At 41.3% G+C, this 26,837-nt stretch carries 15 protein-coding genes, 10 tRNA genes and 3 rRNA genes; 25 read left to right on the forward strand and 3 right to left on the reverse strand.

Translation table 11 applies throughout. From position 1 onward, the window contains the following. The first annotated feature begins 166 nt into the window (after window positions 1-166). Window positions 167-2,323, forward strand: a complete 2,157-nt coding sequence (locus CYK55_RS04845; protein ID WP_034688400.1) for a peptidoglycan D,D-transpeptidase FtsI family protein — start codon at window positions 167-169, stop codon at window positions 2,321-2,323. A gap of 154 nt (window positions 2,324-2,477) precedes the next feature. On the opposite strand, the gene CYK55_RS04850 is transcribed toward CYK55_RS04845, so the two are convergent. Beyond that, window positions 2,478-3,287, reverse strand: a complete 810-nt coding sequence (locus CYK55_RS04850; RefSeq protein ID WP_200868960.1) for a Cof-type HAD-IIB family hydrolase — start codon at window positions 3,285-3,287, stop codon at window positions 2,478-2,480. A 292-nt stretch (window positions 3,288-3,579) separates the two neighbouring features. Between CYK55_RS04850 and CYK55_RS04855 the strand changes: the two genes are divergently transcribed. Both CYK55_RS04855 and CYK55_RS04860 read left to right on the forward strand, forming a co-directional pair. Then, a complete protein-coding gene (locus tag CYK55_RS04855; protein WP_034688397.1) occupies window positions 3,580-5,016 on the forward strand; it encodes an NCS2 family permease in 1,437 nt (478 codons plus the stop codon). Window positions 5,017-5,170: 154 nt separating this feature from the next. Beyond that, window positions 5,171-6,367, forward strand: a complete 1,197-nt coding sequence (locus tag CYK55_RS04860) for a multidrug efflux MFS transporter (protein WP_034688396.1) — start codon at window positions 5,171-5,173, stop codon at window positions 6,365-6,367. Between the two features lie 44 nt (window positions 6,368-6,411). Here the strand turns inward: CYK55_RS04860 and CYK55_RS04865 are convergent, their stop codons facing one another. Beyond that, window positions 6,412-6,606 carry a YjzD family protein gene (locus CYK55_RS04865; protein WP_010735843.1) on the reverse strand — a complete coding sequence of 65 codons (195 nt, stop codon included), beginning with the start codon at window positions 6,604-6,606 and terminating at the stop codon, window positions 6,412-6,414. Window positions 6,607-6,828: 222 nt separating this feature from the next. Here CYK55_RS04865 and dnaE point away from each other — a divergent pair, with 222 nt between their 5' ends. From dnaE to pyk, 3 genes are all read left to right on the forward strand, one after another. Continuing rightward, window positions 6,829-10,143, forward strand: coding sequence for a DNA polymerase III subunit alpha (gene dnaE, locus CYK55_RS04870; RefSeq protein ID WP_126134014.1), 3,315 nt, complete (start codon window positions 6,829-6,831; stop codon window positions 10,141-10,143). 166 nt (window positions 10,144-10,309) lie between these two features. Next, on the forward strand, window positions 10,310-11,272 hold the full coding sequence (gene pfkA, locus CYK55_RS04875) for a 6-phosphofructokinase (RefSeq protein WP_034688391.1): 963 nt from the start codon (window positions 10,310-10,312) through the stop codon (window positions 11,270-11,272). A 129-nt stretch (window positions 11,273-11,401) separates the two neighbouring features. Beyond that, window positions 11,402-13,186: a pyruvate kinase gene (gene pyk, locus CYK55_RS04880; protein WP_010735840.1), complete on the forward strand. Its 1,785-nt coding sequence runs from the start codon at window positions 11,402-11,404 to the stop codon at window positions 13,184-13,186. Between the two features lie 76 nt (window positions 13,187-13,262). Here pyk and CYK55_RS04885 read toward each other — a convergent pair whose 3' ends face one another. Next, window positions 13,263-14,153: a LysR substrate-binding domain-containing protein gene (locus CYK55_RS04885; RefSeq protein WP_034688390.1), complete on the reverse strand. Its 891-nt coding sequence runs from the start codon at window positions 14,151-14,153 to the stop codon at window positions 13,263-13,265. 234 nt (window positions 14,154-14,387) lie between these two features. On the opposite strand from CYK55_RS04885, the gene CYK55_RS04890 reads away from it, so the two are divergent. From CYK55_RS04890 to CYK55_RS04980, 19 genes are all read left to right on the forward strand, one after another. Further along, window positions 14,388-15,353: an AEC family transporter gene (locus CYK55_RS04890; RefSeq protein WP_126134015.1), complete on the forward strand. Its 966-nt coding sequence runs from the start codon at window positions 14,388-14,390 to the stop codon at window positions 15,351-15,353. Between the two features lie 175 nt (window positions 15,354-15,528). Beyond that, window positions 15,529-16,098 (forward strand): YceD family protein, encoded by a 570-nt coding sequence (locus tag CYK55_RS04895; RefSeq protein ID WP_034688387.1) that lies wholly within the window; start codon window positions 15,529-15,531, stop codon window positions 16,096-16,098. 57 nt (window positions 16,099-16,155) lie between these two features. Further along, window positions 16,156-16,335, forward strand: coding sequence for a 50S ribosomal protein L32 (rpmF, locus tag CYK55_RS04900; protein ID WP_010735836.1), 180 nt, complete (start codon window positions 16,156-16,158; stop codon window positions 16,333-16,335). Window positions 16,336-16,541: 206 nt separating this feature from the next. Beyond that, entirely contained in the window at window positions 16,542-17,963 is a 1,422-nt protein-coding gene (gndA, locus tag CYK55_RS04905; protein WP_034688385.1) for an NADP-dependent phosphogluconate dehydrogenase, read from the forward strand. Between the two features lie 186 nt (window positions 17,964-18,149). Continuing rightward, window positions 18,150-18,836 (forward strand): response regulator transcription factor, encoded by a 687-nt coding sequence (locus CYK55_RS04910; protein WP_010735834.1) that lies wholly within the window; start codon window positions 18,150-18,152, stop codon window positions 18,834-18,836. Continuing rightward, window positions 18,833-20,335 (forward strand): HAMP domain-containing sensor histidine kinase, encoded by a 1,503-nt coding sequence (locus CYK55_RS04915; protein WP_034688383.1) that lies wholly within the window; start codon window positions 18,833-18,835, stop codon window positions 20,333-20,335. Before CYK55_RS04910 ends, CYK55_RS04915 begins: the two co-directional genes overlap by 4 nt. A gap of 681 nt (window positions 20,336-21,016) precedes the next feature. Then, window positions 21,017-22,577, forward strand: a 16S ribosomal RNA gene (locus CYK55_RS04920). Window positions 22,578-22,807: 230 nt separating this feature from the next. Continuing rightward, window positions 22,808-25,721, forward strand: a 23S ribosomal RNA gene (locus CYK55_RS04925). A gap of 90 nt (window positions 25,722-25,811) precedes the next feature. After that, window positions 25,812-25,927, forward strand: a 5S ribosomal RNA gene (rrf, locus tag CYK55_RS04930). The 16S, 23S and 5S rRNA genes sit together here with 10 tRNA genes alongside, the layout of an rRNA operon. A gap of 12 nt (window positions 25,928-25,939) precedes the next feature. After that, window positions 25,940-26,013: transfer RNA gene (locus tag CYK55_RS04935), tRNA-Asn, on the forward strand. A 39-nt stretch (window positions 26,014-26,052) separates the two neighbouring features. Further along, window positions 26,053-26,141: transfer RNA gene (locus CYK55_RS04940), tRNA-Ser, on the forward strand. A gap of 16 nt (window positions 26,142-26,157) precedes the next feature. Next, window positions 26,158-26,229 (forward strand) — tRNA-Glu (locus CYK55_RS04945). 16 nt (window positions 26,230-26,245) lie between these two features. Next, a tRNA-Val gene (locus CYK55_RS04950) sits at window positions 26,246-26,318 on the forward strand. Between the two features lie 9 nt (window positions 26,319-26,327). Beyond that, window positions 26,328-26,400, forward strand: a tRNA-Asp gene (locus tag CYK55_RS04955). Between the two features lie 43 nt (window positions 26,401-26,443). After that, a tRNA-Phe gene (locus CYK55_RS04960) sits at window positions 26,444-26,519 on the forward strand. 1 nt (window position 26,520) lies between these two features. Further along, a tRNA-Tyr gene (locus CYK55_RS04965) sits at window positions 26,521-26,601 on the forward strand. A 6-nt stretch (window positions 26,602-26,607) separates the two neighbouring features. Continuing rightward, window positions 26,608-26,681: transfer RNA gene (locus CYK55_RS04970), tRNA-Trp, on the forward strand. Window positions 26,682-26,683: 2 nt separating this feature from the next. Continuing rightward, window positions 26,684-26,756, forward strand: a tRNA-His gene (locus tag CYK55_RS04975). 9 nt (window positions 26,757-26,765) lie between these two features. Further along, a tRNA-Gln gene (locus tag CYK55_RS04980) sits at window positions 26,766-26,837 on the forward strand.

A 26,837-nucleotide genomic window follows, 5' to 3' on the forward strand; every position in this document is an offset into this window, starting at 1 on the left:
TTTTAAAGTTTTTTAGAATCCATTTTTGTGACACATTACTTGTTTGTGAAACAAACTAGTCTTTTTTTGGTCGAGAATTAAAGAATTTCTTGCGGATCAGGATTTTACTTTTTAATTTTGTTTTTTTTAGGTACAATGGAGCCTATAAGTAGGCGAAAAAGAAGGAATGATGAAAAGTTTTATGAAAAAAAATACAAATAATTCTTGGTTAGATCGAATAAAAAAAGGAACACAAGAACCAAAAAATAAAACGTTTCGACGTTCGCATGTTCCCTTTCGTTTAAATTTCCTTTTTTTCATTATATTTACGTTGTTCGTGTCATTGATTGCTCGATTAGGTTATTTGCAGATCGTAAACAGTGAGGAACTCGAAGCAAAAGTCAAATCATCTTCGTCTCTAACGGTACAAGTAAGTTCACCCCGAGGCATGATCTACGATGCCACTGGGAAAGCTTTGGTGACAAATCAAGCCAACCAAGCAATCACATTCACGAGAGGCAGAAATATGACAGCGGAGGATTTGCTGAAAACAGCAAATACTTTGACACAGTTGATCGATATGCCAGTAGATGAAAATTTGACTACACGTGATAAAAAGGATTTTTGGTTAGCAGATCCCGATCATTTGAAAGTTGCGACTGAACGCCTATCGGCAAAAGAAAAAAGCTTGAGTACGAGTGAGCAATACCAAGCAACTGTAGATAAAGTGACAGATGAGGAAATCAATTTCAATGAGGAACAATTGAAAGCAGCAACGATTTTTAAACGAATGAATAATGCTTACGAATTGAATACAGTTTTCATCAAAAATTCTGGTGTTACCGATCAAGAATTGGCGATCGTGGCAGAACATGCATCAGACCTGCCAGGTGTTTCAACAGGAACTGACTGGGTACGCCAGTATAATGCGGCGGATTCCATAAAGAGTATTTTAGGAAGCGTAACATCAGAAAAACAAGGCTTACCTGCCGATCAAGTAGAAGAATTCTTGGCAAAAGGCTACTCACGTAATGACCGCGTAGGCCAAAGCTATTTAGAAAAACAATATGAAGATGTCTTGCAAGGAACAAAGACACAATATGAAATCACTTTAGATAATAATGGAAATGTCATCCAACAAAAAGAATTGTATGCAGGAGAAAAAGGATCGAATTTGATGTTATCGATCAATGCAGAGTTCCAAGCGAAGGTCGAAGAGATCCTTAGAAACAATTATCAAAAATTAGTCGATAATGGAAAAGCCCAATATTCACCAGGTGCGTATGTAGTCGCGATGAATCCTCAAACAGGTGAAGTATTAGCGATGACGGGTTTCAGCCATGAGCAAGGCTCAAAAGAGTTGACTGAAAATGCCCTTGGTACGATCACGAATGCCTTTGTTCCAGGATCTGTTGTAAAGGCGGGGACGTTAGCCGCCGGTTGGCAAAGTGGCGTGATCAGCGGTAATCAAGTATTAGTAGATGAACCGATTCGATTACAAGGCTCTTCAGAAAAAAGTTCCGTCTTCAATCGTACTGGATCTGTACCGTTGGATGTGGTCCAAGCGTTAGAGCTTTCATCAAATACCTATATGATCAAAGTAGCGTTGAAGATGCTTGGGTTAGAGTATGTACCAAATATGGGCTTACCTAGTCTAAGTGAAGAGGCACAAGCGTATGAACAATTGCGTGACAGCTTTAAACAATTTGGACTTGGAACAGTCACAGGGATCGATTTACCAAATGAGTCTGCGGGGATCTCACACTCTGTTGAATACATGAAGAAATTCAATGCAGACAACGGAAAAGACTGGTTCACACCAGGAAACTTTACTGACTTGGCATTTGGCCAGTTCGATACGTATACCCCGATCCAGTTAGCGCAATATGCAGCAACGGTAGCAAACGGTGGAAAAAGAATCCAACCACGCATTGTCAAAGGCATTTACGGGAACGACGAGAATGGGAACTTAGGTGAAGTGAAAAAAGAGATGGAACCAGTTGTCGAAAATACAGTAGACGTGTCTCCTGAAGAGATGGCCCTTTTACGCGAAGGATTCCATCAAGTAGTCCATGGAACAAATGCCTACACGACTGCTCGATCATTAGCAGATGCAAAAATGGATCTTTCTGCTAAAACAGGAACAGCTGAAACAGTCGCTGAAGGTCATCCCGATATTGTAACAGTCAATAGTAATATTGTGGCCTACGGACCAACAGAAAATCCTGAGATTGCGGTAAGTGTTGTCTTACCAAACCTGCTAGATGAAAAAGACCATATGAATTCGGTCATAGCCAAAGAGATTATGAATACTTATTACGATATGTTCATGGCAAACAGATAACAGAGGTCAGAGCAGAAGTATTTAGCCTCAAAAAATAAGGCGCCATCCACAAAGATTTTGTGGATGGCGCCTTATTTTCGAAGAGCTTACTTCTGCTCCCGCTGTTTATTTGGTTTTAAGTGGTGCGAGAGGACGACTGCCCCAGACAGATTTTTTATAATGAAAGTAATTTTTCAAGGTAATTCGCCAAACCGTCTTCTTCATTCGTTTGCTCAGTGACATCGTTGGCTACGCCTTTTAGTTGCTCAGTCCCGTTAGCCATTGCCACACCCCAGCCCGCATATTCAAGAAGTTCTAGGTCATTATGTTCATCACCAAAAGCAATCACATCTTTTTGTTCGATCGATAGGTAATTCGCTACTTGATGGATTCCTTTCGCTTTTTCGATCCCTTTTGAAACAATCTCTAGTATCGCCATTGGGCCACCCCAAGTCCTTACATCGATATGCTTCCCAAATTGACGTGTTAGTTCGGCAGAAACTTGTTCAGCATATTGTTTTTCTGTACGTATCAATAAGGACGTAGGGTTAGTTGTTAGATTTCGTGGAGACAGTAGGTTTTCTGGTTTAGGATTTGATGAAGCAAAGAATTTTGCGTCAAAAAAATCAAAAGTATCGATAAAGAAAGTGTCGCGATTCTCCGCAGCAATAAAATCTAGATTCAATTGATTTTTTTGCGCTAAGATCTCAAAAACAATCTCTTTGTTGATCAATGTTTCTTGTTCCCCAGCCCATTGTTGCTTTGGGATATGCACAAGCGCACCGTTAAAGTTGACCATCGGTGTTGTCAATTCTAACTGTTGATAATATTGATAACTCATTCGATAAGGACGTCCGGTTGCAATACTGACATGATGTCCAGCATCAATGGCTTTTCTCAATGTCTCTTGGGTTTTAGAAGTAATGATCGACTCAGGATTCAACGTTGTTCCATCCAAGTCGATCGCAATCAATTTTTTGTTCAATGCTGTCATTCCTTTCAAACAACGATTTGTTTTAGTCTAGCATATTTCAATGAATAAACAAGGTACAGATCTTTCTGAAAAATAAATGCTTTAAAGCAAAAATAGAAAACAATTAAACCAAATCGAACTAAACACGAACGTTAAAAGGCAAAAATGACATTTCATAAAGATTTTTGTTGAAAAACGAATGAAATGTCTATATAATCTATAAATGTTCGACGGAAAATTATATTTGGATTTATTTTTACATATTATATAGTCCGTTAGAAAAAATCAGGGAGTGGAAATTTTTATGGAAAAGTTTTTCCAACTAAAGAAAAATAATACAAATGTACCAACAGAAATAATGGCTGGTGTAACAACGTTTTTTGCCATGAGTTATATATTATTTGTTAATCCGACGATCTTGTCAGCTGCTGGCATGCCATTTCAGGCGGTCTTTTTAGCGACGATCATTGCTTCGATCATCGGTACTTTAGTTATGGGATTATTTGCTAATGTGCCTTATGCACAAGCCCCAGGAATGGGTTTGAATGCTTTCTTCACATTCACAGTTGTTTTTGGGTTAGGTTATTCTTGGCAAGAAGCATTAGCTATGGTCTTTATTTGTGGGTTGATTAATGTATTTATTACAGTAACAAATATTCGGAAAATGATCATCCATGCCATTCCTGAGAGTTTACAACATGCAATCGGCGGTGGTATAGGGATTTTTGTTGCATATGTTGGGATCAAAAATGCTGGATTTTTGTCTTTTTCTGCAGATCAATCAGCGATAACTAGTTCTGTGGTTGATAATGGTCAAGTGACGAATGTGACGATCAACGGTGGGATTGTCCCAGAACTTGCAAACTTCAATAATGCGCCAATCTTATTAGCAATTATTGGGCTAGTGTTGACATCGATTTTAGTCGTTAAAAATGTTCGCGGCGCGATCTTGATCGGAATTGTCGTTACAACGATCATCGGGATCTTGATGGGGGTCGTTGATCTAGGAACGATCGATTGGGAACAAAATTCTTTGGGGAATTCGATCAATGAACTGGGAACAACTTTTGGCGCAGCATTCGGTGCGGAAGGGATGCAATCATTATTTAGTGATAGCTCTAAGATTCCACAAGTACTGATGACGATCATCGCATTTAGTTTATCCGATATATTTGATACGATCGGAACATTCATCGGTACCGGTAGACGCACAGGAATCTTCTCTAAAGAAGATGAAGAAGCTTTAGAAGACGGGCGAGGATTAAAAACAAAAATGGATAAAGCATTGTTTGCTGATGCAATCGCTACATCGATCGGTGCGATTTTTGGAACATCAAATACCACGACTTATGTTGAATCGGCAGCTGGAATCGGTGCTGGTGGACGTACAGGGTTGACCTCAGTCGTCGTAGCTGTATTATTTGCTTTGAGTAGTTTATTCTCTCCACTGATTGCTATTGTACCGGCACAAGCAACTGCCCCAGCTTTGATCTTAGTTGGTGTGATGATGATGGCTTCGTTTGCTGATATCAATTGGTTAGATATGGAAGAAGCATTACCTGCATTTTTTGCGTCGATCTTCATGGGATTAGCTTACAGCATCTCTTACGGAATCGCTGCTGGATTTATCTTCTATACGATCATGAAAGTGATCAAAGGCAAAACAAACGAGATTTCAATTGCTTTATGGGTTGTTGATATTTTATTCATTCTCAACTTCGTTATTTTAGCAATCATTTAAAAGACATTTTTAATAGGAGTGAAGAGTAGGCTAACTCTTTGCTCCTATTTTATTTGGTCTATGTCCTCTTTGACAAAAATGAATGGTACTGGCACATACGTTGCACACACGTACAAAAATAGGTATGATAATAGAGACGAAAGAAGGGTGATAGATGAAGGTTCAATGGAGAAAAAATTTATTCGTAGCTTGGATAGGCTGCTTTTTTACTGGTTCAAGTATCAGTTTAGTTATGCCGTTCATTCCAGTTTACGTCGAACAACTAGGTACACCTAAGGATCAAATTGAATTATTTTCAGGATTAGCGATTTCAGTAACAGCCTTTGCTGCAGCGATCGTTGCGCCTATTTGGGGAAATCTAGCCGATCGAAAAGGACGGAAGATGATGATGATCCGGGCAGCAGCCGGTATGACGATCACTATGGGATCACTAGCTTTTGTCCCAAATGCTTATTGGCTTTTGGTCATGCGTTTCTTTAATGGGATTTTATCTGGATACATACCTAATGCGACAGCGATGATTGCTTCACAAGCGCCTAAAGAGAAAAGTGGTTGGGCGTTAGGCACGCTTTCTACTGGGGCAGTGGCAGGGACGCTGATTGGTCCCTCAATGGGAGGCGCTTTGGCGCAATGGTTCGGAATGGAAAATGTTTTTTTGATTACTGGAGGGTTATTACTGATCACCACGATCTTAACAATTTTCATGGTAAAAGAAGATTTCCAGCCGGTAGAGAAAAAAGATATGATCAGTACCAAAGAAGTTTTTGCTAAAATGGATCACTTTTTTGTGTTAGTCGGTTTATTTGTCACTACTCTGATCTTACAGTTAGGGATCACTACGATCAGCCCAATCTTAACATTGTACATTCGGGAATTGAGTGGTGACACATCAAATATCTTATTTGTTAGTGGTCTGATTGTTTCAGTATCAGGTGTTTCAGCAGTATTTTCTTCTCCAAGACTGGGGAAATTAGGCGATAAGATCGGAAATCAGAAAGTGCTGTTAGCAGGTTTGGTACTTTCGTTTTGTTGTTACTTACCAATGGCATTTGTGACTACACCTTTACAATTAGGGATCTTACGGTTTATATTAGGTTTTTCGACAGGGGCGTTGATGCCATCGATCAATACATTGATCAGCAAGATCACACCAGAAGAAGGTGTCAGTCGAGTATATAGCTATAACCAAATGTTTACAAACTTTGGTCAAGTACTAGGACCGATGTTAGGTTCGACAGTCGCTCATGCGTACAATTACAGTACAGTGTTTATTGTGACTAGTCTCTTTGTTCTGACGAATATTCTTTTATCACTATTTAATTTTAGAAAAGTACTTCATCAAAAACTATGATCAAGAAAAAACAGATTGGAGTATTTCTCCAATCTGTTCGGCTTTTATGAATGTGAAGCGGACGAAGTTTCTTTTTTAGGTGTTGCAACAGCGCTGATCAAAATGACGATCAATCCTGCAACCAATGAAATAATAGTCGTCATGGTAAAATCATATGGGCTACTAGACAATGCACCACCGATATAGCCAACCACTTGACCTAAAATGACTGCCCAAAATAATGTGACGATATATCGCATATCAAACACCTCTTTTCTAAGTTCAGTTTACCAGATTTTTTTTGAATGTAAAGGGAGAAACAGGCATGCAACGTCAGTGGATAGTATAAAAGTGTAGATCGTTCGTCAGATAGGAAAAGCATGAAGAAAGACGAATACACGTAACCAGTCCTACAAGATAACGAGTTGATGTTACGAATATTCCCCTAAAAAGAAAGTGAATGGAAAAGGTGGTATGTAAAAATGTTTCTTCCACAACTTTGTACGATCACCTCGTATTCTTTGTTGCAAAGTACGATTCGCATAAACGAATACGTTCAAGAAGCAAAGAAACTAGGCTATCAAACATTAGCGATCACAGATAAGGATGTGCTATCTGGGGCAGCGGAATTTTACCGCATCTGTATGAATGAAAAAATACAACCAATTATTGGACTGAACTTGACCTACCAGTTTCAAGAACGTTATTATGAGTTATTACTCTACGCAAAAGATAGAATCGGCTACCAACAATTGATCAAGCTCTCAAGCAAGAAAATGATCCGAGAAAAAATAGAGCTTCACGAGATCGATGAACTCGATCATTTGCTTGTCGTTTTACCAGCCAAAAAATCGATTGCTGATGACTACGGTGTGTCAGCATCATTTGATAGTCATTGGCAAAGTTTGCAAGGGAAAATAGCATCTTCTCATCTTTATGTAGGAGTCACAGAAGAAACGCACCTAGAAGCTCCAGAATGGCTAGCTTATTTACGAGCAAATCAATTTCAACTTTGTGCATTACATCCGATTGCTAGTTTGCACCAAGAGGAACTTTTTTCTTTAGAGACAATGAAACATCTTCGTGAAGGTACGCAACTTTCTTTTGATGAAGTGCGACAAACGACTCGCGATTCAGGTGCAGGGTTTTTGCTTCCTGAAGCAGAGTTAAGACAAAGATTCATGACCGCAGGATTGGAGGAAGCGTTAAACAATGCGCACCAGTTAGCTAAGTCAGTCACATTTGAATTTCAGTTTCATCAGAAATTACTACCACATTATCCTGTGCCAGATAATCGTGCTGCTGGAGAGTATTTACAGGAACTCTGCCAGAAGCAATTAGGGAAGCGAGTTAAAAAAATCACCCCAGCTTATCAAGAACGATTAGATTATGAACTGTCGGTGATCCACCAGATGGGGTTTGATGATTACTTCTTGATCGTTTGGGATGTCATGGCTTTTGCCCATGAAAACAACATCGTTACTGGTGCTGGTCGTGGCTCAGCAGCGGGGTCATTAGTCGCCTACGTGTTGGAGATCACGGATGTCGATCCATTGGAGTATGACTTGTTATTTGAACGTTTTTTGAATCCAGAACGATATACGATGCCAGATATCGATCTAGACATACCCGATAACCGAAGAGAAGAAGTACTGATCTATGTCCGTGAGAAATACGGGCAATATCATATGGCCCAAATCGCAACATTCGGAACTATGGCAGCTAAAATGGTACTTAGAGATGTGGCTCGAGTCTTTGGATTATCGCAAAGCGAAGCTAATCGTTGGTCCAAAGCGATTCCCAACCAATTGAAAATGACATTGAATGAGGCGTATCGGACTTCGAACAAGCTGGTTGAGCTAGTCCAGGCGAGTGAGAAAAATCAATTATTATTCCAAACAGCAAAAATACTTGAAGGTTTGCCACGACACGTTTCCACCCATGCAGCCGGAGTCGTTTTAAGTGATAAGAATCTACTAGAGTTAGTTCCTTTACAAAAAGGATCCGATGAAGCATATTTGACTCAGTATACAATGAACGATGTCGAAGCTATCGGGCTGTTAAAAATGGATTTTCTTGGATTAAGAAATCTGTCCATTATCGATTACACAGTGAAAGCAATCAAACGTGTCGAAAACAAAGTTATCCAACTCAAAGAAATCCCATTAGATGATTCTAAAACGCTACAGCTTTTTCAACAAGGCGAAACAACGGGGGTTTTTCAATTTGAATCTGCGGGGATTCGGAACGTCTTACGGAGATTAGGGCCAGAAAACATCGAAGATATTGCCGCAGTCAACGCCTTATATCGTCCTGGACCAATGCAAAATATCGATACATTTATCGCTCGTAAAAAAGGGAAGGAAAGAATCTATTATCTCGATGATTCATTGGAGCCGATTTTAAACAATACGTATGGTGTCATTGTCTATCAGGAACAGATCATGCAGATCGCTTCAACCATGGCTGGATTTTCTCTTGGCCAAGCGGATATTTTAAGGCGAGCAATTAGTAAAAAGAAAAAAGAAGTGATTGATCAAGAAAGAGATCATTTTGTTCAAGGTGCCAACCAACAAGGGTACAGTAAGGAAAAGGCTAATGAAGTGTACGAATATATCGAACGCTTTGCTAACTATGGGTTCAATCGTTCCCACGCGTTTGCTTACTCCTTTGTTGGCTTTCAAATGGCCTATCTCAAAGTTCATCACCCTGGTGCATTTTTTATGAGTTTGATGAATTCCGTCCGTCACAACACGGCAAAGTTAAAAGAGTATATTGCTGAGGCAAAAAAGTATAAAATAAAGCTGATCCCTCCATCCATCAATCAAAGCTTTTACGGCTTCGAGTTGACGGATGAAAGAACGATCCGTTTTGGATTGACAGCGATCAAAGGTGTTCGTCGAGATTTTGTTGAAGAGATCATTCGTGAACGAAAAGAGGATGGTCCATTCCGTTCTGTTGATCAGTTTCTGATTCGTATCAATAAACGTTGGCTCAAATTAGAGTTGCTACAAACATTAGTTGCATCAGGTGTTTTTGATGAATTAGTAAGAAATCGCAGACAGTTGATGTTGGATCTGGAAGGTAAGATCCAAAACATCTTATATAGTGGTGGTAGTTTAGACCTTTTAGATATCATGGCTTTAAAAGAGGAAGAGGTCGTAGATTATAGCCTTGAAGAGAAGCTTCAATTGGAAGAAGAGCATTTAGGTGTCTATTTATCTGGTCATCCGACAGAAGGGTATGAGCGACTTAAATTAGCAAAAAAAGTACATTTAGTCACAGAAATCGTACCTAAACAAGCCGCAAATGTTTTAGTGATGGTCAAAGAGGTAAGAGAGATCCGTACGAAAAAAGGCGCGTTGATGGCTTTTGTCAGCGGGACAGATAGTAGTGGAGAAATAGCTATTACCGTTTTTCCAGAGCTGTACCGCCAAGCGCGTCCATTATTCAAAGAAAATCAAGTGATTTTCGTGCAAGGACGTTCAGAAATCAGTAAATACAATCAAGAATTGCAGCTGATTGCAGAAGTAGTCGCTGATCCTGAAGAATTGCAACAGCAGTATCCAGAACAAACGTGTTATTTGAGAATCAGGGAAGAGGCAGATCAGTCAGATACGATGAAGCAGCTGCAAGAATTGTTCAAAAAATTCCCAGGATATATTCCTGTTGTGATGTATTATGAAAAAGACCAACGAAAAGTTGTGTTATCTGAAGCCTTTTGGCTCGATGGTTCAGACAGTCTTAAGAAGCAATTAGCTTACCTTTTAAAAGAAGAAAATGTTGTTTTCAAATAACTTACGGTAAAAGATACTATTTGCTTTCATTTTTTTTCATTTTTTTATCAGGAAATCAAGACAAGTGAGCAAAATAATGTTAGAATGTTAGTCGTGGTTAATACAAAGAAGGTTATAAACCTAGGTCTTGCTTAGGATAAAGTAATTTAATGAGGTGAAGATGAATATGAAACGCATCGGAATTTTGACTAGTGGTGGAGATGCTCCTGGGATGAATGCAGCAGTTCGTGCAGTCGTTCGTAAAGGTATATATGAAGGATTGGAAGTTTACGGGATCAATTATGGTTTTGCTGGATTAGTTGCCGGAGATATCCGTCGATTAGATGTTGCAGATGTCGGTGATAAGATCCAACGCGGGGGTACATTCTTATACTCTGCACGTTATCCTGAATTTGCAACAGAAGAAGGACAATTAAAAGGAATCGAACAATTGAAAAAATTCGGTATCGAAGGTCTTGTCGTGATCGGTGGCGATGGTTCTTACCATGGCGCGATGGCTTTGACTAAACGTGGTTTCCCAGCAGTCGGTGTACCAGGTACGATCGATAACGATATTCCAGGGACTGATTTTACGATCGGTTTTGATACAGCAATCAACACAGTATTAGAATCAATCGACCGTATCCGTGATACAGCAACTTCACACGTTCGTACGTTCGTGATCGAAGTAATGGGACGTAATGCTGGAGATATCGCTTTATGGTCAGGTGTTGCTGGTGGAGCAGATGAGATCATCATCCCTGAGCATGATTTTGATATGGCAGTTGTTGCCAAAAAAATCCAAGATGGCCGCGATCGTGGCAAAAAACATTGCTTGATCATTTTGGCAGAAGGCGTAATGGGCGGAAACGAATTTGCAGAAAAATTGTCAGAATATGGCGATTACCATACACGTGTATCGATCTTAGGACACGTTGTACGTGGTGGTTCACCAACTGCACGCGACCGTGTATTAGCAAGTAAATTTGGCGCACATGCTGTTGAATTATTGCAACAAGGAAAAGGTGGTTTGTGTATCGGTATTCGCGACAACGATATCGTTGAGGCTGATATCATCGACACACTAGAAAATAGCAAACACCAACCAGATTTATCATTATATGACTTGAATAATTCACTTTCTTTCTAACTAAAGAAAAGTAGTCAGGTAAATCAATAGATATATATGGGAGTGGGAAGCAGGTCTTCCCAATATCTAACAGATATTTAAGCTTTGAATGGCTTTAAATAAACAATTTGAATGGGAGAGTTTTGTAAAATGAAAAAAACGAAAATCGTTAGTACATTAGGACCAGCCAGTAATTCAGTAGAAACAATTTCTAAATTGATTGAATCTGGAGCAAATGTCTTCCGCTTCAACTTTTCACATGGTGACCATGAAGAACAATTATCACGTATGGTAATGGTTCGCGAAGCAGTGAAGAAAACTGGTAAAGATGTCGGCATCCTTTTAGATACAAAAGGTGCAGAAATCCGTACAACAGTTCAAGGCACAACTGAAGAAGATTTTGGCCGTGCAGGCTACATCAAATTTGAAGTTGGCGACAAAACACGCATCTCAATGGACCCTGAACATGTAGGTTCAAAAGAAAAAATCGCAGTGACTTATCCAGGTCTTTTTGAAGACGTTCATGTAGGTGGACATATCTTATTCGATGATGGTTTGATCGACATGGAAATCATTGAAAAAGATGAAGCAACGCGTGAATTAGTAGTAGAAGTGAAAAATGCAGGTATGCTAGGGTCACGTAAAGGTGTTAACGCACCAGGCGTTTCAATCAGCTTACCAGGTATTACACCAAAAGATGCAGACGATATCCGCTTCGGACTAGATAACGACATCGACTTTATCGCTGCAAGTTTTGTTCGTAAGGCACAAGACGTGTTAGATATTCGTGAAATTTTAGAAGAAAAAGACATGACACATGTTCAAATCTTCCCTAAAATCGAATCTCAAGAAGGTATCGACAACATTGATGAAATCATCAAAGTTTCTGATGGTATCATGATTGCTCGTGGAGACATGGGTGTTGAGATCCCTGCTGAATTAGTACCAATGGTTCAAAAACGTATCATCAAAAAATGTAACGCTGCGGGTATCCCAGTAATCACTGCAACACAAATGTTAGAATCAATGCAAGAAAACCCACGTCCAACACGTGCGGAAGCATCTGACGTTGCCAATGCAGTATTTGACGGAACAGACGCAACAATGTTATCAGGTGAATCAGCAAATGGTGACTATCCTGTTGAAGCTGTTGCAACAATGGCTCGTATCGACCAACAAGCTGAACTAGCATTAGCAGAATTAGGTTCATTCCAATTAAATGAATTTGACAAAACTGATGTAACAGAAACAATCGGTCTATCAGTGGCACGTGCTGCGAAAAACTTAGGCGTAAAAACAATCGTTGCTGCAACTGAATCTGGTTATACAGCAAAAATGATCTCTAAATACCGTCCAGATGCTGATATCTTAGCTGTCACATTTGACGAACGCACAAAACGCGGTTTGATGCTTAACTGGGGTGTGTATCCAACAGTTGCTGAAAAACCAACAACAACAGACGAAATGTTTGAATTAGCTGCGAAAAAAGCAGTCGAATTAGGTTTCGCTTCAGAAGGTGACTTGATTTTGATCACTGCTGGTGTACCAGTAGGTGAACGTGGAACAACAAACGTAATGAAGATTCAAATGATTGGTTCAAAATTGCTTGAAGCACAAGGAATTGGTCAACAATCTGTTGTAGCCAATGCTGTAGTTGCTTCATCAGCAGCAGAAGCAATCAAAAAAGCAAAAGATGGTATGGTATTAGTTGTTCCTTCAACTGATAAAGAATTCATGCCTGCAATCGAAAAAGCAGCAGCAGTAGTTGTTGAAGAAGGCGGTTTGACTTCTCACGCAGCAGTTGTGGGAATTGCACAAGATATTCCTGTCATCGTTGGTGCGAAAGATGCAACTTCAACAATCAAAGATGGTGAATTGATCACTGTTGACGCTCGTCGTGGTATCGTTTATCGCGGAGAAACAACAGCTATCTAATCGAAATCAAAATCAAAAAGAGTGTTGAGAGAAATCTCAGCACTCTTTTTTTTATTCTGTGTATGAGTTGAGCAAGTCATTTTTGGGTTTTCATAAATTCATGGATGACTTCGATCACGTTTTCATGTAAAACCGTTGGTAACTGCTGTGCGCGAGTGGCTAATGAAATCAAAAACCGTGGTTGAGCAGTATCTTCTAACGGAATAGCTACGAGATTATCTTCAGGATGAATTGCGATCTCGGTGAGAAAGCCAATCCCGATATTTTCTCGGATCATGCTTTTCAAAATAGTTAAGTCATTACTCTGATAAACGATCTTAGGTACGATATGCGTTTGCTTAGAAAGCTTTGTAAACGCAGCAGGATGGACGTAGTGTTCATTTAACAAAACAAACTGATCGTTGACTAGCTCTTTAAAAGAAACGCTTGTACGATCTGCTAGAGGGTGTGAAGGGGACACAACGATCATGAAGCGTTTATCCAACAAAGGCTCGATTGCTAGTTTTTGATCGACGATCGGTTGTGTTGATCCAAGAATCGCAAGATCAATCCGCCCTTGATGAATCATACCATATAGATCACGAGAACCTCCGTCGATGATATCGATTTGATTCATTAATTGATGCTTGATAAAATAGCTCGATAATTTTGGAAAATATTCATTGCCGATGATAGGTGGCATACCAAAGCGCAATTTTTTCTTTTGTAGCTGAGCAATCTCTGCCTTAGCAAGTGTAATTTCTTGTAAGACGGATTGTGCATGGATCAACAATTGCTTACCAGCAGGAGTGATGATCAATTCATGATGGGAACGATCTCTTGTAATCAGTGTGGCACCAATTTCTTTTTCCAGACGTTGTAAGGCATAAGTGATCGTCGGTTGACTGACGTCAAAAAACTTAGCCACCTTAGTAAAGTTTTTTTGTTTGACGATTTGAACATAGTATTCAAGATCTCTCGTATTCATGAATCGATTCTCCCCCTTGACATATAAATAATGTTTATTGTAATCGATAATTTTGACTATAACAAACCTAAAAGACTACACTTAAAAAAGAAATAAGTAATCTACTAGGCTAGTGGCACACGAATCGTCTTTTAGATTAAAACAGAAAATAGAAGAAGCAACATGATTGAGCAGTGTTGGCTCATATCTACAAAGAGATTGCTTCAATAAATGGTTACTGAGGAGATGGAAGAAATGGTATTTTTTCAATCAATTGAAAGTGTGATCAGTATAATCTTGATGATTGGATTAGGCTACGTACTAAAAAGCTTGGGGTGGTTTGATGAACAGTTTGGGGGAAGTATCTCTTCCTTGATCACTAAAGTAGCTTTACCCGCCTCGATTTTTGTTTCAGTTATGAAGAATTTAACTAAAAGCAGTTTGATCGAATTATCTGGAAGTTTGATATATCCGATCGCTGCAGTAATCATTTCTTACCTGATTGCTTATGTGCTAACAAAATTACTTAAGATACAACCAGGTAGACGGGGGGTTTTTATGAATGCAGTAGTGAATGCCAATACGATATTTATTGGCTTGCCACTCAATATTGCTCTTTTTGGCGAAGCCTCTTTACCTTACTTTTTAATTTATTATGTGACAAATACCGTATCGACCTGGGCGTTTGGTGTTTTTTTGATCGCTAATGATGACCCGACAAAAGATCAAACAGAAAAGAAAACGAAGCTGAATTGGAAAAAGCTTTTGCCAGCGCCTTTATTAGGTTTTATCCTTGCGCTTTTCTTCTTAGTGTTAGAGATTCCTGTACCTGATTTTGTAAATTCTACACTAAACTATGTAGGCGGAATCGTGACGCCATTATCATTGATCTATATCGGAATTGTATTATACGATGCAGGGTTGAAAAGTATTCGATTTGATCGGGATACGATCGTGGCTTTGATCTGTCGATTTATCTTAGCACCAGCTATATTGATTGGACTGATGGTAATTGGTAAATATGCCTTTGGTGCGGAATTAGCTCCTCTACTGAAACAAACGTTGATCGTACAGTCAGCTACACCTATGCTAGCTGTCTTACCAATCCTTGCAAATGAAGCCCACGGTGATGTGAAGTATGCAACGAATCTTGTCACGACGAGTACCCTACTATTTGTGTTCGTTGTACCTATTTTAATGCAATTGATCCAATACATTTGATATCTGATCAAACGGTGGTAGTTAGCGACAAAGTAAACGCAGAGCGAATAAATCTCACATAGATGAGAAAAACGCTCTGTGTTTTTTTATGAAGTGTAAGGTGTCAAGAAAATTTCATTGACAACCGACTTTTTGCCCTGTATAATAGCTTTTGTTGCTTAGGAGTGATGAAACTATGAAATGGTCTTTATTGGAATTGAGAAAATACCAAGAGACACCGTTAACTTTTCATGAGACCCTTGACGTAAAAAAGGCTCTTATGAAGCGAGACGATTCAATTTTAGATGTTGCGCCTGTGGAAGTCGAAGGTCTAGTCTCAGTAGATAACAAAGGCTATCTCGTTCATTACACTGCGCAGACGACACTGACTGTTCCGTCCACTCGTTCATTGACACCAGTTGAATTACCAATCAAGCTGTCTGTGGATGAATTGTTTATGACGATGGAACAATACCAACGTAGAGATGCTCAGTTACCTTCAGAAGAAATCCTCTTAATCGAAGGAACGCATCTAGATGTGACAGAGTCGATCGAAGACAACATTTTATTGGCGATTCCGATGCGTGTACTCACAGAAGAAGAAGAGCATGCCACTGAATTACCGAAAGGGAACGATTGGGAAGTGCTATCTGAAGAAGAGTACGAAAAACGCAAAACGGAAGAAGCTGAGACAAAAGTAGATCCTCGTCTTACAAAACTATCAGAATTTTTTGATTCAGCATCAGAAGAAGATGATAACGCGTAAGATTGGAATATATTGTATCAAATATTGATACAAGACTTTACAAGGAGGTGTAGCAAAATGGCAGTACCAGCTAGAAGAACATCGAAAGCTAAAAAAGCAAAACGTCGTACTCATTACAAATTGACAATCAAAGGATTGAACGAATGTCCAAACTGTGGTGAAATGAAAAAAAGCCATCACGTATGTGCAAGTTGTGGTTACTACGATGGTAAGGACGTAATGTCTAAAGAAGCTTAATACATTTTATTTAGAAAATGTAAAACCTCAAGGCTAACCATGGAGCCTTGAGGTTTATTTTTTTGGTTTCTGAAATAACGATTGTATTCGGAATGATAATAAGTAAGAATCATCATCGATTCATACTTATTTGGTTTGCAAGTAAGCTATGTTAAGCTATAATGAGAGAGATTAGGGAGAATATCCCATATGTAGGAGGAGTTTATATGTCAAAACAACAAATCGGCGTTGTCGGAATGGCCGTCATGGGTAAAAATCTAGCCCTTAACATTGAGAGCCGCGGTTACTCTGTTGCACTATTCAATCGTACAGGAGCAAAAACAACAGATGTGGTAGAAGAACATCCAGACAAAAACTTCAAAGCAACATACACGATCGAGGAATTTGTTGATTCAATCGAAAAACCACGCCGTATCCTTTTGATGGTCAAAGCAGGACCAGCAACAGATGCAACGATCCAAGAATTATTACCACATTTAGACAAAGGTGATATTTTGATCGATGGCGGGAATACCTTCTTCCAAGATACGATTCGTCGAAATGAAGAATTAGCCAACTCGGGTATCAATTTTATCGGGACTGGGGTTTCAGGTGGAGAAGAAGGTGCGTTGAAGGGACCTTCGATCATGCCTGGTGGACAAAAAGAAGCGTATGAATTAGTTGCACCGATCCTTGAACAAATTTCTGCAAAAGCAGAAGACGGCACGCCTTGTGTAACTTACATTGGTCCAAATGGTGCAGGCCATTATGTTAAAATGGTCCACAATGGGATCGAATATGGTGATATGCAACTGATTGCCGAATCTTATGACCTGATGAAAAATATTTTAGGTTTATCTGTCGATGAGATGGCTGATATCTTCAAAGAATGGAACGAAGGTGAATTAGATAGCTACTTGATCGAAATCACTGCGGACATTTTGACACGTAAAGACGATGAAGGTACAGGACAACCGATCGTAGACGTGATCCTTGATGCTGCAGGAAATAAAGGAACAGGGAAATGGACAAGTCAAAGTGCTTTAGACCTTGGTGTGCCACTTCCGTTGATCACAGAGTCTGTATTTGCCCGTTATATCTCTGCATACAAAGATGAACGTGTACAAGCAAGCAAAATCTTGACACATACGAATGATTTTGAATTCAACGGTGATAAAAAAGAATTTATCGAAAAAATTCGTGAAGCGTTATACTTCAGCAAAATCATGAGCTATGCACAAGGGTTTGCACAGCTACGTGTCGCATCGAAAGACTATGGCTGGGATTTACCATTCGGTGAAATTGCAAAAATCTGGCGTGCCGGCTGTATCATCCGTGCTCGTTTTTTACAAAAAATCACTGATGCCTACGAAAACAATCCTGACATTGAAAATTTATTATTGGATGACTACTTTGTTGAGATCACTAAGAAATACCAACAAGCCGTGCGAGAAGTTGTTGCGTTAGCTGTCCAAGCAGGCGTACCGGTACCAACATTCTCTTCAGCGATTGCTTACTTTGATTCATACAGAGCCGAACGTTTGCCTGCAAATATCATCCAAGCACAACGTGATTATTTTGGCGCGCACACGTATGAACGTGTTGACAAAGAAGGAATCTTCCATTACTCATGGTATAACGAAGATTAATCAGCTTCTTTATTCTTCAACATGGTAAACAAATAAGTAATAAATGAAAGAGCTGAGGTCATTTATAGAGGGCGACTTCAGTTCTTTTTTAAAATAGTATTCCATGATAAAATGATTATAGATTTTAAATTAACTATTGGTATAATAATAGAGTTTAGAAGCCTAGGAGAGAAAGGACAAAATTGAATGAGTAATATTCTAATCATTGAAGATGAGAAAAACTTAGCCCGATTTGTCGAGTTAGAATTAAAACATGAAGGGTATAATGCTGAAGTACATTACAACGGACGAACAGGTCTAGATGCTGCTTTGAATAATGAGTGGGATGCAATTTTATTAGATTTGATGTTACCTGAATTGAACGGACTTGAAGTTTGTCGTCGTGTACGCCAAGCGAAAAATACACCAATTATCATGATGACTGCGAGAGATTCTGTCATTGATAGAGTTTCTGGTTTAGATCATGGTGCAGATGATTACATCGTCAAACCATTTGCAATCGAAGAATTGTTAGCGCGTCTACGTGCTTTATTACGCCGCATCGACATCGAAGGAGACAAAAATGTGGCAAAACAAACAACGATCACTTATCGTGACTTAACGATCGAAAAAGAAAATAGAGTCGTACGTCGTGGTAATGAAGTCATTGAATTAACAAAGCGTGAATATGAACTATTACTTACTTTGATGGAAAATGTCAACGTGGTACTTGCACGCGATGTTTTATTAAACAAGGTTTGGGGCTACGAAACCGAAGTGGAAACAAACGTAGTGGATGTGTATATTCGTTATCTCCGTAATAAGATCGACGTTCCTGGTGAGGAAAGCTATATTCAAACAGTACGTGGGACTGGTTACGTGATGCGCTCGTGAGCCATTACAATCAAACCGAAAAAAGAGAACTTAAAGGTCCATCCTTGACGATCAAGTGGGCCTTTGCAAGTTCTTTCTTCATATTTGTCGTCTTTACGATTTTTGCAGTGATCACCTATAAATCATCGATCAATCTAATAGTAGCTAAGGAAAGAGCAAATGTCGAACATACCATTTCTGAAGCGGCTTCTCGTTTATCAAATTCAGATGAGGAGTTGACGTTGATCAATGCCTATCGAAACTTAACGAACGCTGACCAAGCCGGTGGCACTGGAGATGATACTGCTGTCATTGAAGGGAACTTGATGAAAATCGACTCCTTTATTTCCGAACTTGGTCAAGCATCGATGGATCTATATGTTTACGATCTGGATGAAAAATTGATTTTTAAAACACACGAAAAAAGTCGTTCATTGATCCAAACGACCAGGAAGATCCCAACGATCGTTACTTTAGACGGGAAAACTGGCTTTTTATCGATCCAACCTATTTATTCTAAACAAACAAGAGAAAAAATTGGCTATACTCAAACATTTTATGAACTTTCATCTTTCTATGATATAAGAAATAACCTTTTATTGACTTTGATCGTGCTAGAGATTGTCTCCTTGATACTAAGTAGTATCTTAGGTTTCTTCCTATCTTCCTACTTCTTAAAACCGTTAAAAGTATTACGAGATACGATGGATACGATCCGTAAAGATCCACAATCAGATATCCATATGCCAGAGATTGATACAGATGATGAGTTAGCAGACCTTGCTGAGATCTTCAATGAAATGCTAGATCGTATGCGTCTGTATATCGAACAACAAGAACAATTTGTGGAAGATGTATCACATGAATTAAGAACACCTGTAGCGATTATTGAAGGGCATCTCAACTTATTGAATCGCTGGGGGAAAGATGATCCCGAAATTTTAGAAGAATCCCTAACTGCAAGTATGCAAGAAATCAGTCGGATGAAAAGCTTAGTACAAGAAATGCTAGATCTATCACGTGCAGAGCAAGTAGATGTTTATTATGCCAACGAAACGACGAATGCAAAAGAAGTGACTTACCAAGTATTCAATAATTTTAAATTACTTTATCCTGATTATGTTATTACACTGGATGATGACTTACCTAAAGAAGTAACACTACAAATTTTTAGAAATCATTTTGAACAATTGATTATCATCATTTTAGATAATGCGGTAAAGTATTCAACGACAAGAAAAGAAGTCCATATCTCTATTTCATCGACGCTTAGCGAATTTGAGATCGCGATCCAAGATTTTGGTGAGGGAATACCTGAAGAGGACTTGAAGAAAATATTTAATCGTTTTTATCGTGTAGATAAAGCAAGAGCACGAACAAAAGGTGGAAATGGCTTAGGATTGTCGATTGCCAAACAACTTGTAGAAAGCTATAAAGGAAGAATAATAGCAGAGAGTGTAGTAGGGCAAGGGACGATTTTTAGAATTTTTGTACCAATTGTACGAACAGAAGACAAGTAAAGTGATGACTTTGCTTGTTTTTTTTATGAATTTATCGACAAACTTCACTAGGCTATTGATTTCTAAGGAGTTTTTCCATAGCCTTTCCCCTGGAAAGATACGAACTTTAATTGTGAAATACTAGAATAATACAATTAAATAACATCAAAAAACTGTTGATATTTAAACATCTTATACGAATATTCGGCTTTGAAAATAATCGTTGAAAAAAGCATTTTTTCTATTGCAATTTTTTTAAGTCCTTGATATATTATTATTTGTTCTGACAAAGCAGTAAGAAACGTCATGATAAATTATTGAAATTAAATGTTGACGAGGTTTTAATGCTATGTTATAATAACAAAGTCGTTAAAAACAAGGTGACAAAAAACCTTAATATACCAACGAAAAAGGTTGTTGACAAATAACGACTGAGGTGATATATTAATGAAGTCGCTAAGAAACAACGACAATCAACTTTCTAAGTTAAGAAAGAAAAACTTATTGACAACTTCTTAAATAAATGTTAGGATATAAAAGTTGTTAAATAAGAAAGAATAGACCTTTGAAAACTGAACAAAGTAAGACAAACCAAATGTGTAGGGCGTCTTGATTCAATTCAAGACAACAAACATTTTTAACAAGCAAGCAATATGCTAGCAAACAAATTGAGCTTAACAATCGCAAGATTGTTCTAACTTTTATTATGAGAGTTTGATCCTGGCTCAGGACGAACGCTGGCGGCGTGCCTAATACATGCAAGTCGAACGCTTCTTTTCCCACCGGAGCTTGCTCCACCGGGAAAAGAGGAGTGGCGAACGGGTGAGTAACACGTGGGTAACCTGCCCATCAGAAGGGGATAACACTTGGAAACAGGTGCTAATACCGTATAACAATCGAAACCGCATGGTTTCGTTTTGAAAGGCGCTTTACGGTGCCGCTGATGGATGGACCCGCGGTGCATTAGCTAGTTGGTGAGGTAACGGCTCACCAAGGCCACGATGCATAGCCGACCTGAGAGGGTGATCGGCCACATTGGGACTGAGACACGGCCCAAACTCCTACGGGAGGCAGCAGTAGGGAATCTTCGGCAATGGACGAAAGTCTGACCGAGCAACGCCGCGTGAGTGAAGAAGGTTTTCGGATCGTAAAACTCTGTTGTTAGAGAAGAACAAGGGTGAGAGTAACTGTTCACCCCTTGACGGTATCTAACCAGAAAGCCACGGCTAACTACGTGCCAGCAGCCGCGGTAATACGTAGGTGGCAAGCGTTGTCCGGATTTATTGGGCGTAAAGCGAGCGCAGGCGGTTTCTTAAGTCTGATGTGAAAGCCCCCGGCTCAACCGGGGAGGGTCATTGGAAACTGGGAGACTTGAGTGCAGAAGAGGAGAGTGGAATTCCATGTGTAGCGGTGAAATGCGTAGATATATGGAGGAACACCAGTGGCGAAGGCGGCTCTCTGGTCTGTAACTGACGCTGAGGCTCGAAAGCGTGGGGAGCAAACAGGATTAGATACCCTGGTAGTCCACGCCGTAAACGATGAGTGCTAAGTGTTGGAGGGTTTCCGCCCTTCAGTGCTGCAGCTAACGCATTAAGCACTCCGCCTGGGGAGTACGACCGCAAGGTTGAAACTCAAAGGAATTGACGGGGGCCCGCACAAGCGGTGGAGCATGTGGTTTAATTCGAAGCAACGCGAAGAACCTTACCAGGTCTTGACATCCTTTGACCACTCTAGAGATAGAGCTTCCCCTTCGGGGGCAAAGTGACAGGTGGTGCATGGTTGTCGTCAGCTCGTGTCGTGAGATGTTGGGTTAAGTCCCGCAACGAGCGCAACCCTTATTGTTAGTTGCCATCATTTAGTTGGGCACTCTAGCAAGACTGCCGGTGACAAACCGGAGGAAGGTGGGGATGACGTCAAATCATCATGCCCCTTATGACCTGGGCTACACACGTGCTACAATGGGAAGTACAACGAGTCGCGAAGTCGCGAGGCTAAGCTAATCTCTTAAAGCTTCTCTCAGTTCGGATTGTAGGCTGCAACTCGCCTACATGAAGCCGGAATCGCTAGTAATCGCGGATCAGCACGCCGCGGTGAATACGTTCCCGGGCCTTGTACACACCGCCCGTCACACCACGAGAGTTTGTAACACCCGAAGTCGGTGAGGTAACCTTTTTGGAGCCAGCCGCCTAAGGTGGGATAGATGATTGGGGTGAAGTCGTAACAAGGTAGCCGTATCGGAAGGTGCGGCTGGATCACCTCCTTTCTAAGGAATATTACGGAGACTACACACGTTTGTCGATACTTTGTTCAGTTTTGAGAGGTCTACTCTCAAAATTTTGTTCATTGAAAACTGGATATTGAAGTAAAAATGTAAGTAATACAAACCGAGAACACCGCGTTGAATGAGTTTTTTAATAAGTTCAATTGCTTATTTTTCTTGATTGGACTTCTATCGCTAGAAGAAAGATCAAAACCCAACCGTAAGGTTGATAAGGTTAAGTGAATAAGGGCGCACGGTGGATGCCTTGGCACTAGGAGCCGATGAAGGACGGGACTAACACCGATATGCTTTGGGGAGCTGTACGTAAGCTATGATCCAGAGATTTCCGAATGGGGGAACCCAGCATCTTTTATAGGATGTTACGTATACGTGAATACATAGCGTATATGAGGTAGACGCAGAGAACTGAAACATCTAAGTACCTGCAGGAAGAGAAAGAAAATTCGATTCCCTGAGTAGCGGCGAGCGAAACGGGAAAAGCCCAAACCAATGAGCTTGCTCATTGGGGTTGTAGGACTCCGATATGGTAGTTCTTTCAGATAGTCGAATGACTTGGAAAAGTCAGTCAGAGAGGGTGAAAGCCCCGTAGATGAAATTTGGAAGGCACCTAGGAGGATCCTGAGTACGGCGGAACACGAGGAATTCCGTCGGAATCCGGGAGGACCATCTCCCAAGGCTAAATACTCCCTAGTGACCGATAGTGAACCAGTACCGTGAGGGAAAGGTGAAAAGCACCCCGGAAGGGGAGTGAAATAGAACCTGAAACCGTGTGCCTACAACAAGTCAAAGCCCGTTAATGGGTGATGGCGTGCCTTTTGTAGAATGAACCGGCGAGTTACGATTGCATGCGAGGTTAAGTTGAAGAGACGGAGCCGCAGCGAAAGCGAGTCTGAATAGGGCGTTTGAGTATGTAGTCGTAGACCCGAAACCATGTGATCTACCCATGTCCAGGTTGAAGGTGCGGTAAAACGCACTGGAGGACCGAACCCACGTACGTTGAAAAGTGCGGGGATGAGGTGTGGGTAGCGGAGAAATTCCAAACGAACTTGGAGATAGCTGGTTCTCTCCGAAATAGCTTTAGGGCTAGCCTCGGAATTGAGAATGATGGAGGTAGAGCACTGTTTGGACTAGGGGCCCATCTCGGGTTACCGAATTCAGATAAACTCCGAATGCCATTCATTCATATCCGGGAGTCAGACTGTGAGTGATAAGATCCATAGTCGAAAGGGAAACAGCCCAGACCACCAGCTAAGGTCCCAAAATATATGTTAAGTGGAAAAGGATGTGGGGTTGCACAGACAACTAGGATGTTGGCTTAGAAGCAGCCACCATTTAAAGAGTGCGTAATAGCTCACTAGTCGAGTGACCCTGCGCCGAAAATGTACCGGGGCTAAACATATTACCGAAGCTGTGGAGTACACCTTTAGGTGTATTGGTAGGAGAGCGTTCTAAGGGCGTTGAAGGTAGATCGTGAGGACTGCTGGAGCGCTTAGAAGTGAGAATGCCGGTATGAGTAGCGAAAGACAGGTGAGAATCCTGTCCACCGAATGACTAAGGTTTCCTGGGGAAGGCTCGTCCGCCCAGGGTTAGTCGGGACCTAAGCCGAGGCCGACAGGCGTAGGCGATGGACAACAGGTTGATATTCCTGTACTCGTTGTTTTTGTTTGAGCAATGGAGGGACGCAGGAGGCTAAGGAATGCAGACGATCGGAAATGTCTGTCCAAGCAGTAAGTCTTGATAGGAGTCAAATGCTTCTAACTTTAAGGACAAGCTGTGATGGGGAGGGAAATAATAGTACCGAAGTTCCTGACGTCACACTGCCGAGAAAAGCTTCTAGTGAGAAAACAACGACCCGTACCGCAAACCGACACAGGTAGTCGAGGAGAGAATCCTAAGGTGAGCGAGAGAACTCTCGTTAAGGAACTCGGCAAAATGACCCCGTAACTTCGGGAGAAGGGGTGCTGATCGTCAGATCAGCCGCAGTGAATAGGCCCAAGCGACTGTTTATCAAAAACACAGGTCTCTGCAAAATCGTAAGATGAAGTATAGGGGCTGACGCCTGCCCGGTGCTGGAAGGTTAAGAGGAGTGCTTAGCGTAAGCGAAGGTACGAATTGAAGCCCCAGTAAACGGCGGCCGTAACTATAACGGTCCTAAGGTAGCGAAATTCCTTGTCGGGTAAGTTCCGACCCGCACGAAAGGCGTAACGATTTGGGCACTGTCTCAACGAGAGACTCGGTGAAATTTTAGTACCTGTGAAGATGCAGGTTACCCGCGACAGGACGGAAAGACCCCATGGAGCTTTACTGTAGTTTGATATTGAGTGTCTGTACCGCATGTACAGGATAGGTAGGAGCCGTAGAAGTCGGAACGCTAGTTTCGATGGAGGCGCTGGTGGGATACTACCCCTGCGTTATGGCCACTCTAACCCGCACCACTAATCGTGGTGGGAGACAGTGTCAGATGGGCAGTTTGACTGGGGCGGTCGCCTCCTAAAGAGTAACGGAGGCGCCCAAAGGTTCCCTCAGAATGGTTGGAAATCATTCGAAGAGTGTAAAGGCAGAAGGGAGCTTGACTGCGAGACCTACAAGTCGAGCAGGGACGAAAGTCGGGCTTAGTGATCCGGTGGTTCCGCATGGAAGGGCCATCGCTCAACGGATAAAAGCTACCCTGGGGATAACAGGCTTATCTCCCCAAGAGTCCACATCGACGGGGAGGTTTGGCACCTCGATGTCGGCTCGTCGCATCCTGGGGCTGTAGTCGGTCCCAAGGGTTGGGCTGTTCGCCCATTAAAGCGGCACGCGAGCTGGGTTCAGAACGTCGTGAGACAGTTCGGTCCCTATCCGTCGCGGGCGTTGGAAATTTGAGAGGAGCTGTCCTTAGTACGAGAGGACCGGGATGGACTTACCGCTGGTGTACCAGTTGTTCTGCCAAGGGCATTGCTGGGTAGCTATGTAGGGAAGGGATAAACGCTGAAAGCATCTAAGTGTGAAGCCCACCTCAAGATGAGATTTCCCATTTCTTTAAGAAAGTAAGATCCCTGAGAGATGATCAGGTAGATAGGTCAGGAGTGGAAGTACAGTGATGTATGGAGCGGACTGATACTAATCGATCGAGGACTTAACCAAAATAAAATGAAAAACTCGGAGAGTTTCTTACTGATACTTCAAATCCAGTTTTGAGTGAACAAGATTTACTCAAAGATAGATAACACCAAGTGTGGTGGCGATGGCGAGAAGGATACACCTGTAACCATGCCGAACACAGAAGTTAAGCTTCTTAGCGCCGATTGTAGTGAGGGGTTGCCCCTTGTGAGAGTAGGACGCCGCCACGCTGGTATTATTATTCCGGCATAGCTCAGTTGGTAGTAGCGCATGACTGTTAATCATGATGTCGTAGGTTCGAGTCCTACTGCCGGAGTTCTCATTTATGAGAAGAGTAATGAGCTTCTTTCACTCTGGAGAGTTGTCCGAGAGGCCGAAGGAGCATGATTGGAAATCATGTAGATGGTGCAAGCTGTCTCAAGGGTTCGAATCCCTTACTCTCCGTAATTGATGTTTTACTGGCCCGTTGGTCAAGCGGTTAAGACACCGCCCTTTCACGGCGGTAACACGGGTTCGAATCCCGTACGGGTCATTTAATTGGATACATTGGAGGTTTAGCTCAGCTGGGAGAGCATCTGCCTTACAAGCAGAGGGTCAGCGGTTCGATCCCGTTAACCTCCATAATGATTTGGTTCCGTGGTGTAGGGGTTAACATGCCTGCCTGTCACGCAGGAGATCGCGGGTTCGATTCCCGTCGGGACCGTCATTTCTATTCAATTAACAAAAATAAATAATTTATTCTTTATGGCGCGGTAGCTCAGTTGGTAGAGCAACGGATTGAAGCTCCGTGTGTCGGCAGTTCGATTCTGTCCCGCGCCACCATGGAGGAGTAGCGAAGTGGCTAAACGCGACGGACTGTAAATCCGTTCCTTAGGGTTCAGTGGTTCGAATCCACTCTCCTCCATTTTATAGGGGCATAGTTTAAAGGTAGAACAGCGGTCTCCAAAACCGTTAGTGTGGGTTCAATTCCTGCTGCCCCTGCCATGGCGGATGTGGCGAAGTGGTTAACGCATCGGATTGTGGCTCCGACATTCGTGGGTTCGATTCCCATCATTCGCCTTTTTTTATTGGGGTATAGCCAAGCGGTAAGGCAAGGGACTTTGACTCCCTCATGCGTTGGTTCGAATCCAGCTACCCCAG

This window comes from Enterococcus mundtii, assembly GCF_003957375.1.
GTDB lineage: Bacteria > Bacillota > Bacilli > Lactobacillales > Enterococcaceae > Enterococcus_B > Enterococcus_B spodopteracolus.

What these genes read in the sequence shown, in the direction of transcription:
- CYK55_RS04865 (WP_010735843.1), bottom strand. Translation starts at nt 6,606, where the DNA reads ATGCGATATATCGTCACATTATTTTGGGCAGTCATTTTAGGTCAAGTG.
- CYK55_RS04910 (WP_010735834.1), top strand. Translation starts at nt 18,150, where the DNA reads ATGAGTAATATTCTAATCATTGAAGATGAGAAAAACTTAGCCCGATTT.
- CYK55_RS04890 (WP_126134015.1), top strand. Translation starts at nt 14,388, where the DNA reads ATGGTATTTTTTCAATCAATTGAAAGTGTGATCAGTATAATCTTGATG.
- gndA (WP_034688385.1), top strand. Translation starts at nt 16,542, where the DNA reads ATGTCAAAACAACAAATCGGCGTTGTCGGAATGGCCGTCATGGGTAAA.
- CYK55_RS04845 (WP_034688400.1), top strand. Translation starts at nt 167, where the DNA reads ATGATGAAAAGTTTTATGAAAAAAAATACAAATAATTCTTGGTTAGAT.
- pfkA (WP_034688391.1), top strand. Translation starts at nt 10,310, where the DNA reads ATGAAACGCATCGGAATTTTGACTAGTGGTGGAGATGCTCCTGGGATG.
- CYK55_RS04885 (WP_034688390.1), bottom strand. Translation starts at nt 14,153, where the DNA reads ATGAATACGAGAGATCTTGAATACTATGTTCAAATCGTCAAACAAAAA.
- dnaE (WP_126134014.1), top strand. Translation starts at nt 6,829, where the DNA reads ATGTTTCTTCCACAACTTTGTACGATCACCTCGTATTCTTTGTTGCAA.
- CYK55_RS04855 (WP_034688397.1), top strand. Translation starts at nt 3,580, where the DNA reads ATGGAAAAGTTTTTCCAACTAAAGAAAAATAATACAAATGTACCAACA.
- rpmF (WP_010735836.1), top strand. Translation starts at nt 16,156, where the DNA reads ATGGCAGTACCAGCTAGAAGAACATCGAAAGCTAAAAAAGCAAAACGT.
- CYK55_RS04895 (WP_034688387.1), top strand. Translation starts at nt 15,529, where the DNA reads ATGAAATGGTCTTTATTGGAATTGAGAAAATACCAAGAGACACCGTTA.
- CYK55_RS04860 (WP_034688396.1), top strand. Translation starts at nt 5,171, where the DNA reads ATGAAGGTTCAATGGAGAAAAAATTTATTCGTAGCTTGGATAGGCTGC.
- pyk (WP_010735840.1), top strand. Translation starts at nt 11,402, where the DNA reads ATGAAAAAAACGAAAATCGTTAGTACATTAGGACCAGCCAGTAATTCA.